At 35.3% G+C, this 8,300-nt stretch carries 3 protein-coding genes; all 3 read left to right on the forward strand.

The genetic code is table 11. The annotated features are described in order from the left end of the window. The first annotated feature begins 48 nt into the window (after positions 1-48). The 3 genes from HMPREF9144_RS02090 to HMPREF9144_RS02100 are packed head-to-tail and all read left to right on the forward strand — an operon-like array spanning position 49 to position 7,731. Positions 49-1,647: a hypothetical protein gene (locus tag HMPREF9144_RS02090; RefSeq protein ID WP_040595363.1), complete on the forward strand. Its 1,599-nt coding sequence runs from the start codon at positions 49-51 to the stop codon at positions 1,645-1,647. Further along, positions 1,647-4,019, forward strand: coding sequence for a S8 family serine peptidase (locus tag HMPREF9144_RS02095; RefSeq protein WP_006044171.1), 2,373 nt, complete (start codon positions 1,647-1,649; stop codon positions 4,017-4,019). The genes HMPREF9144_RS02090 and HMPREF9144_RS02095 overlap by 1 nt, the downstream gene beginning before the upstream one ends. Positions 4,020-4,023: 4 nt before the next feature. Further along, positions 4,024-7,731: a leucine-rich repeat domain-containing protein gene (locus tag HMPREF9144_RS02100; protein ID WP_006044172.1), complete on the forward strand. Its 3,708-nt coding sequence runs from the start codon at positions 4,024-4,026 to the stop codon at positions 7,729-7,731. Positions 7,732-8,300 lie beyond the last annotated feature (569 nt).

Below are 8,300 nucleotides of genomic sequence, written 5' to 3' on the forward strand. Positions count from 1 at the left end.
AGAAAAAAAAGTAAACTAGATATAATAATAACTATAATTTAACAACGTATGAAGAAAGTCTACTATTCTTTTGTCTTAGTGTTAATGACACTAATGTCAATGAATGTGCTGGCTGATACACCTATTAAGTTAGATGTAGATGATGCCAGTAGAATTAGAGTGAAAGTTAATTATTCGCCCATTGAAAATATAAAAAATGGTGTGAACGAATTAACCGTGCCACAATATGGTTCAGTTCAAATAGAAGCTAAAGATGGTTCGTATTTAACACGAGTTTATAAAACTAACAAAGATGGAGAGGCAGTAGCACAATCTATTTCCAATCTAACTTCGTGTAACATTTATTTAACAGATGCAGATAAAAACCTAAAATTTACGGTAAAATCGGGAGTTTTAGCCGATGCACGCACAGCATCGTGCACAGTAAAAGTAGACGATGCTACAAAAGTTAAATTAGAACGTTATGAATCGCACACAGTTGTGAGCCTACAAAATGGCGATAACACAGTGAAGTATATTCCTAATGTGGAGAAAACCTTAATAATAGGCAATGCAAACTATGGCGATGCTCCACTTTATAAAGTAACACTCGATGGTACAGAAGTAGAAAGTTCAGGCAATCAGTTTTTTGTAACACCGAAAGAAAATAGTGTAATATCAATTGTAGCAAACTATCCTGATGTAGATTGTGGTGTGAAATTTAATTTCTCAAGCAACGATGTGAAAGGTATTCTTGCCAAAGTAACAGTGAATGGCGAAGAAGTAACCAACTATAACGATGCAAATTTCACGGTTAAGGCAGGAACAAAGTTAGCACTAACTTTCGATAAAACGAACTACGCTTTAGAGTCGTTTAAAGTGAACAATGTGGAAACAAGTGTTTACGGAACGTTTGAATATCTTGTGAAAAATGCAACAACCTTCGATATTAAAGCACGCAAATATGCAACAATAAAGGCAACACTGAATGTTGATAAGGCAGAAAATATTACAGTTTATCACGGTAGTAGCTATAATAATAAGGTGATAGCCATAAAAGATGGCGAAAACACTATTGAACTGAACGAAGTTAGCAGTATGATTCAGGTAAAGCCCAATAGTGGTTGCAAAATAGAGAGCCTTAAAGTAGATGGAAATGTGAAGACCGCTGGTGGCGATGGCATTTACGAAATAAATCTTGCAGAAGGAATGAAGATAGAAATTACGACATCTGCCATTGTACGCGACCAAAAAGCAATTGTATATATAGACGATATAAGTCTTGCTAATTATGGTTTTAATTTTTATCGTTCCGACCATTCAACAGTTCCTATGCAAAGTGGCGAAAACACATTGATGTTTTCTGCCGACGATAATGTATTTATGTTCGGAGCATACGGTAACGACCTTAGTAAAATGTTAGTAGAACTAAATGGCGAGAAAGTAAAACCAGCTTACGAAGGCGGAACCAGTTACGAAGTAAAATTAAAAAATGGCGATCGTTTAGAAATTAGGCTTAGTGGTCCTAATGGAATTGACGAAATAGAATTGCAATCAACAAATAAAAACACAGTGGTTTATCGTATTGACGGTACACGTGTAAAAAGTGCAACATTGTCTCCAGGAGTGTATATTATTAATGGAAAGAAAACTATAATAAACAAGTAATGAGAAAATTTACATTCACTATTCTATGTTTAGGTTTGGCTTGTTCTGCATTTGGTCAATCTAAACTCGACTTACAAAGTCGTATGATGTTATTGCAAATGCGCAATACATCAATACCGACTTACAATAGTCGTACACGTTCTTTCGAACGTCCGAAAGTAATTCAGCCAAATGTAATGGCAATGATAGAATTTACTGGCAATAATGCCCTTAGCGAACTGGAAGCACAAGGCGTAAAAGTGCTAAGAGTGCGTGGTAATATTGCAATAGTAATGGTTTCTACAGCCGATGTAGAGCGTATTTCAGATATGAGATGTGTGCATCGTATGGAATTATCGCGCCCAGTTTATCAGAAAATGGACATTGTTCGCCAGGTAACAGGCATAGATAAAATACATAAAGGCGTAGATTTGCCACAAGCATATACAGGAAAAGGCGTAGTAACAGGTATTGTTGATGGTGGTATAGACCCTAATCATATAAACTTTTTAAAGCCAGATGGTACAACACGTTTTGGTTATTTAAGTAAGATTACAGCAACCACCACCACTCAACAAGGATATCTTTACCAAAATTATTATCCTCGTGCAGTGCTCGACACAATGAAACAACGTGATGATACGTATGCTATAGAAGATTTTGCAACCGATAGTTATACAAATTTCCACGGAACACATACAACCGGTATAATGGCAGGCGGTTATAAAGGAAATATTACGGTAGCAAAAACCGACGATCAAGATATTTCTTATAAAGTAACCGAAGCAAATCCATATTATGGCGGTGCAACCGAATCGGAAATAGTAGCTTCGTGTGGCGATTTACGCGATCAATATATTGCTTTTGGTGTAGACGATATTATTAACTATGCAAAACTTTCAGGTCCGAAAGCAAAACCTTGTGTAATAAATCTCTCATTAGGTAGCAATATTGGTGCACACGATTCAACAAGTGTAATGAATCGTTTCCTTGCTCTTTGTGGTAAAGAAGCAATTATTTGTGTTGCAGCAGGAAATGAAGCCGACCATCCAGTAGCATTAACTGCAAAGTTTAATAATGCCGACGAAACAGTTCAAACATTTATTCGTCCAACAATGGAAGGCGAATATAAAGCATCAAACAAGTCTTATTACAATCTTCGTAACGGACAAATTTGTGCTTATAGCAATAATGCTGATGAATTTGAATTGCAAATAGTAGTTACCAACGGTACACGTAACAATAAAGTAGCTGCTCGTATTCCTGTAGATCATAATACAAATGGACAACCAATAATTTACTCTTCAGGTGGCGATTATGCAATTTCAGGTTCAGTTGTAAATCAAACATTTGCCAAAGCTTTTAATGGATATGTAAGTGCAGCATCTATTAAAGATCCAGAAACTGGACGTTATTATGTGCTTGCTGAATTTTTAACAAGCGACAATCAAACTACCAATAAAGATGGCAATTATAAATTAGGTCTTATAATAAAGAGTAAAAAGGCTGGACAACGTGTAGATGTTTATGGCGATGCACAGTTAGTTTACTTCGACGATTATGATCAACCAGGTTGGGTAAAAGGTTCTCGCAATGGTTCAATAAGCGATATGGCTTGTGCTGCAAATGTAATAAGTGTTGGTAGTTATAATGTACGAAACCATTGGCCATCATTAGATGGATATGTTTATGGCTATAATAAGAAAGGACAAGGCAACGATTTTCCAGCTGGTGAAGTATCTCGCTTCTCTTCTTATGGAACATTAGCCGATGGTAGAAATCTTCCAGACATTTGTGCCCCTGGTGCATCTGTTATTTCTTCTGTAAACACATATTGTGTAACAAATCCTGACATGGGTTATACACCAGCTGCGTTGCAAGCAGAACTAAAAAAAGATAAGAAGACTTATTATTGGCATCAATCTCTTGGAACTTCAATGGCAACACCAGTAGTTGCTGGCGCAATTGCATTATGGTTAGAGGCAAATCCTTCTTTAACTTATAAAGATGTAGTGCGTATAATAAAAGAAACAGCTGTAAAAGACGATTTTGTAAAGAACACTGGCGACCCAGTACAATGGGGAGCAGGAAAGTTTGATGCATACGCTGGTTTAAAACAAGTATTGAAAGAAAAGGCTGCAAATGGTATTCAAGGAATAAAAGCAAACGAAAAAGAAACACCAATATTAACAATGACTGGTACACGTTCGTTTACAGTGTTCCTTGCAAATGCAAAACAGCTAAATGTACGTGCTTATACACTCTCTGGACAATTAGTGCATACAAATATTGCACAAGGAAATGAAACAAATATAGATGCTTCTGCATGGGAAAAAGGTGTATATCTTATTCAAGTAAACGGAAGTTCTGCACAACGAATTATTATCTATTAAAAATATGAAGAAAAAAAGAAATTTTCTCTCGTCGGTATTATTAATACTGATGACGATGATTTTGAATTCTCTCGGTGCACATGCGCAAAGTGAGGAACCAATCATCAGTTTTCATACAAATGTATATGAAAAAGCTAAAGGTACAGGCGTAACGCCAAGTGTATCATTTGTTCTTGGAGCTGCAAACGAAAAACAAGTTGTTAATATCGATTGTGGTAACGGTGAGGAAGAATTCGATGTAGATGTTGCTCAAATTGGCGAAAATCAATCTATAAAAGGTTCTCTTTATATAGGACAAGTTTCTAAAGATGGTTGGGTGAAAATTTATGGCGACCCAACAAAACTCTACTATTTTAATGCTTCTGGTAATGAAATTGACGAAATTAAGTTCAGCAATAAGTTAGGACTTCGTGTTCTTAATCTCGAACATAATGTATTAACTTCGCTCAATATCGACGATTTAAAGGGATTGCAGGTTATATATTTACAAGATAATCCATTTGCGAAAGCTACTCCTTTAATGATTGGCTCTTTACCTAATCTTTTGGTATTAGAAATTCCACAATGTGGTCATATCTCGCCAAACTTTACTCTTCGCAATTTCCCTGTACTTCGTTCGTTCGATGCTTATCATTCTCTTACTTTAACAAGCGTAGACCCTACAGCTTGCCCATTATTGCAACGTTTGAGTCTTGATATGACGAATGTTTCTTCGGTAGATCTTTCTAAAAATCCAGATTTACAAGTGTTGAACGTTAGCGATTCGCGCATTAGTTCGCTCGATCTTAGTCATAATCCAAAGATAAGAGAACTTTATATCTCTCATACTTCTGGAACTGTGAACACCGATATTAAGTTCGAAACTATAGATGTAACGCATTGTCCAGAGCTTTACTATTTCTTCTGTGGTGGTAACAAGTTTAAAACTCTAGATTTAAGTAAGAACCCTAAACTCTTTACTTTCTCTTGCGACGATAACTTGTTGCGTTCTCTTGATGTTACTAAGAATACCGACCTTTATAGTGTTAGTGTTCGTAATAATTATATGGACTTTGCTACCTTGCCTTGGCCAGGAAACTGGTTTGAATATTACCATGCACAGCGCGAAATGGAATTGAACGATTCTTATAAAGTAGGCGATGTTATCGATCTTAGCAATCGTGTTTTGCGTCAAGGTACAACAACTAATGGTATTCTTTATAGAGTTCCAAAGGACGATCCAACTAAACCTGTTGAATTGGACAATACATATTATAAATATGAAAATGGAAAAGTTACGTTGCTGAAGGCTCTTGAAGATCAAGTTTTCATTCAGTACACAAATTCTGTATTGAAAGATTATCCTATTCGTACCGAAAACTTCACTGTTAGAACTGTTGAAAACTTTGGTAAAGACACAAAGGCTGTAGAATTTTCTAGTCTTGGCTCTGCAGGCGCTCCAATAAAAATGTCTGTTGGTATTTTAGGTGCAACCGATGCTAAGCCTGTTTCTGTGAAAATAGATTTAGGAGATGGCAATTTAGTTCCTTTTGCAATTAAAGCTGAAGAACCAACAACTCCTAATATAGATGCACAGCGTAAGGGTTCTGGTAATATTATTATTTATGTGCCACAAGATAATTATATTACTGCTTTAGAAACCGACAACTTGCCAATTGATAATATCGACCTTACTGCATTAAATCAGTTGCGAGTTCTTGCTTTGAAGAATGCTGGTTTAAGAAATATCGATCTTGGTTACAACAATAAATTAAGAAAACTAGACCTTTCTGGCAACTTGCTTACAAAACTTACCTTAAAAGGTCCGTCTTCTTACTTCTATAAGAGTTTGCTTACTGATATTAATTTAAGCAACAACCAGTTGGAAAGCTATGAATTTGATGATTTCTATGCTATTCGCAAATTCGATATTAGTCATAATAAGATGAAAGCATTAGATGTTTCTGATGCAGACAATCTTCGTTCGCTCAACATTTCTAACAATGCTTTCACACGTTTGTTATTGAATCATAGCGAACTTTTAGAAAGCTTAGATGCTTCTAACAACGAACTTAACGAAGTTAAAATACCACCTGTTGCTCCTTTGGCTTATTTAAACATAAGTGGTAACAACTTTACATTGGCAAATATGCCTGCCGATTTCGGTTTAGATGCTACACACTTTATTTATGCTCCACAACATGTTCTCGAAATTTCTACATCTTCTCCAGGTATCGACCTTTCTGAACAATTCATTACAAAGAATGGCGCTACAACTCAATATGTATGGAAGAAAGAAAATGGACAGAAACTTGTTGAAGGTACAGACTATACTATTAAAGATGGTGCTTCTAAATTTAAGAACTTAACTGTTGGTAAGATTTATTGTGAAATGACTCACGCTGCTTATCCAGCATTTACGGGTGCAAATGTATTTAAAACTACGCTTGTGCAACCAATTGATATGCCTAAATATGAATTGGCTTCTTTCACAACTATAAATGCAACTGATAGTGTTGATTTGTCGTTAGCAAGTCCTGTTAAGGGAACTTCTGTTTACTTTGAATGGAATGGCGACGGAAATGTTACTCAATACACCTTAGACACAACTTACAAGCTGTTTAGAGCTAAATCTAAAGCTAATAAGAAAGTACGTGTACTTGTTGCTAATGCCGACGATAAATTATCGGTATTCAGTATTTCAAAGGTTAAGATTGGCGAATCTGATTTCTCTGGATTAAAAGATACTCGCTCTATTACAATTGCTGATGCTGAAATGCAGTCTGTAAAAATACCTGCTTCTACTGCTTTAACTCAGTTGAATTTGAGTGGAAATGAACTTACAGAATTTGATTTGTCTGATTATCCAAACCTCTATTTCTTGTCTTTAACCAACAATAAGATTAAAGATTTCGATTTATCGAAAGGTAAGAAACTTGGTCTTGCATTTGTTTCAGGTAATAAGCTGAAGACTATTAAGATTGATAACCCCGATTTGTGGAACCTCGAATTGAGTAAAAATGCTCTTGAAAGCGTTTCTCTCGATAAGGCTCCTGCTTTGGAACAACTTTGGTTGAACGATAACTTGCTAACACAGGTTGATATTTCTAAGAATACTAAGTTGGGTGTTTTGAATCTTGTTAAGAATAGATTGAGATTCTCTACAATGCCAATTGCTGTAGATAAAGATGGAGTTGCAAAATTCCAAAAGTATTCTTATAACTTGCAAGAACCTCTTGATGTTGCATTGAATGGTTCTAGTGTAGACTTGAGTTCTGAAGCAACTATCGATGGAGCACCTACAGAATTCCGTTGGTTTATAGACCGTATTAACGTTATTGATGGCGAACCACAAGGCGAAGAATTGGATAAAGACGACGAATATACCATTGCAAATGGTGTAACAACATTTAAGCTTACAAAGACAACTAATCATCTTGTTTGCTTAATGCGTAATCCTCGCTTGCCGAATTTATATCAAATTACAAATTATGTGAACTTTGAGACAACTGGTGTAAATGGTGTTTCTGCTAATAACGATATTCAAGTGCAACTTGTAAATGGTGGAATTACTGTTGTGGGTGCAAAGAACAACACACTTGCAGTTTATACCATCGATGGTAAGCTTGCTTATCAGAATAAACAAATTTGCAACGACGAACATATATCTCTTGCTGCTGGCACATATATAGTACGTGTTGGAAACAAAGTTGCTAAAGTAACTGTAAAGTAAAATAATTCTTTCGTAGAATTATCTACAAATATCAAGGTCGTATCATAAAGCTTTTTTTATGGTACGACCTTTTTTCTTGCTCTATTTTCTAACAAATACAAATTAGCCATTACCACATTAGGGTTTAATAGTAATATATGAATGATGTTGTAGGCTAATCTGAATTTCGTCAGCTTTATGCACAGAGTGTAATAATTAGATATGCGTCCCAGGTTAGTATTTACGCCGTTGCTTTTACGTGTAAACAAACATTAGTTTACATAGAAACAAACAATCTTTCATATATTAAGAAGCAATTATTTACACGTAAGTAAAGTTTTATTTACGTGTAAGTAAAACTATACTTACGTGTAAGTAAAACTTTATTTACGTGTAAATAAAACTATTTTATGCTTATAAACGCAATGTGCTTTCATAATAGAAACAGAAAAATACAATGAGAAAAATTATTGTGCACCTGTGTTTTCGTGTTTGTGTAACTCTTGTTATGCGAAAAGTTTTTTGTGCGTTTCAACAGCTTATAGAATACGCATAAGTTATTAGCGCAATTGTGTGTAAAACAAAATAGA

Origin of the sequence: Prevotella pallens ATCC 700821 (assembly GCF_000220255.1) — a bacterium.
GTDB lineage: Bacteria > Bacteroidota > Bacteroidia > Bacteroidales > Bacteroidaceae > Prevotella > Prevotella pallens.

What these genes read in the sequence shown, in the direction of transcription:
- HMPREF9144_RS02100 (WP_006044172.1), top strand. Translation starts at nt 4,024, where the DNA reads ATGAAGAAAAAAAGAAATTTTCTCTCGTCGGTATTATTAATACTGATG.
- HMPREF9144_RS02090 (WP_040595363.1), top strand. Translation starts at nt 49, where the DNA reads ATGAAGAAAGTCTACTATTCTTTTGTCTTAGTGTTAATGACACTAATG.
- HMPREF9144_RS02095 (WP_006044171.1), top strand. Translation starts at nt 1,647, where the DNA reads ATGAGAAAATTTACATTCACTATTCTATGTTTAGGTTTGGCTTGTTCT.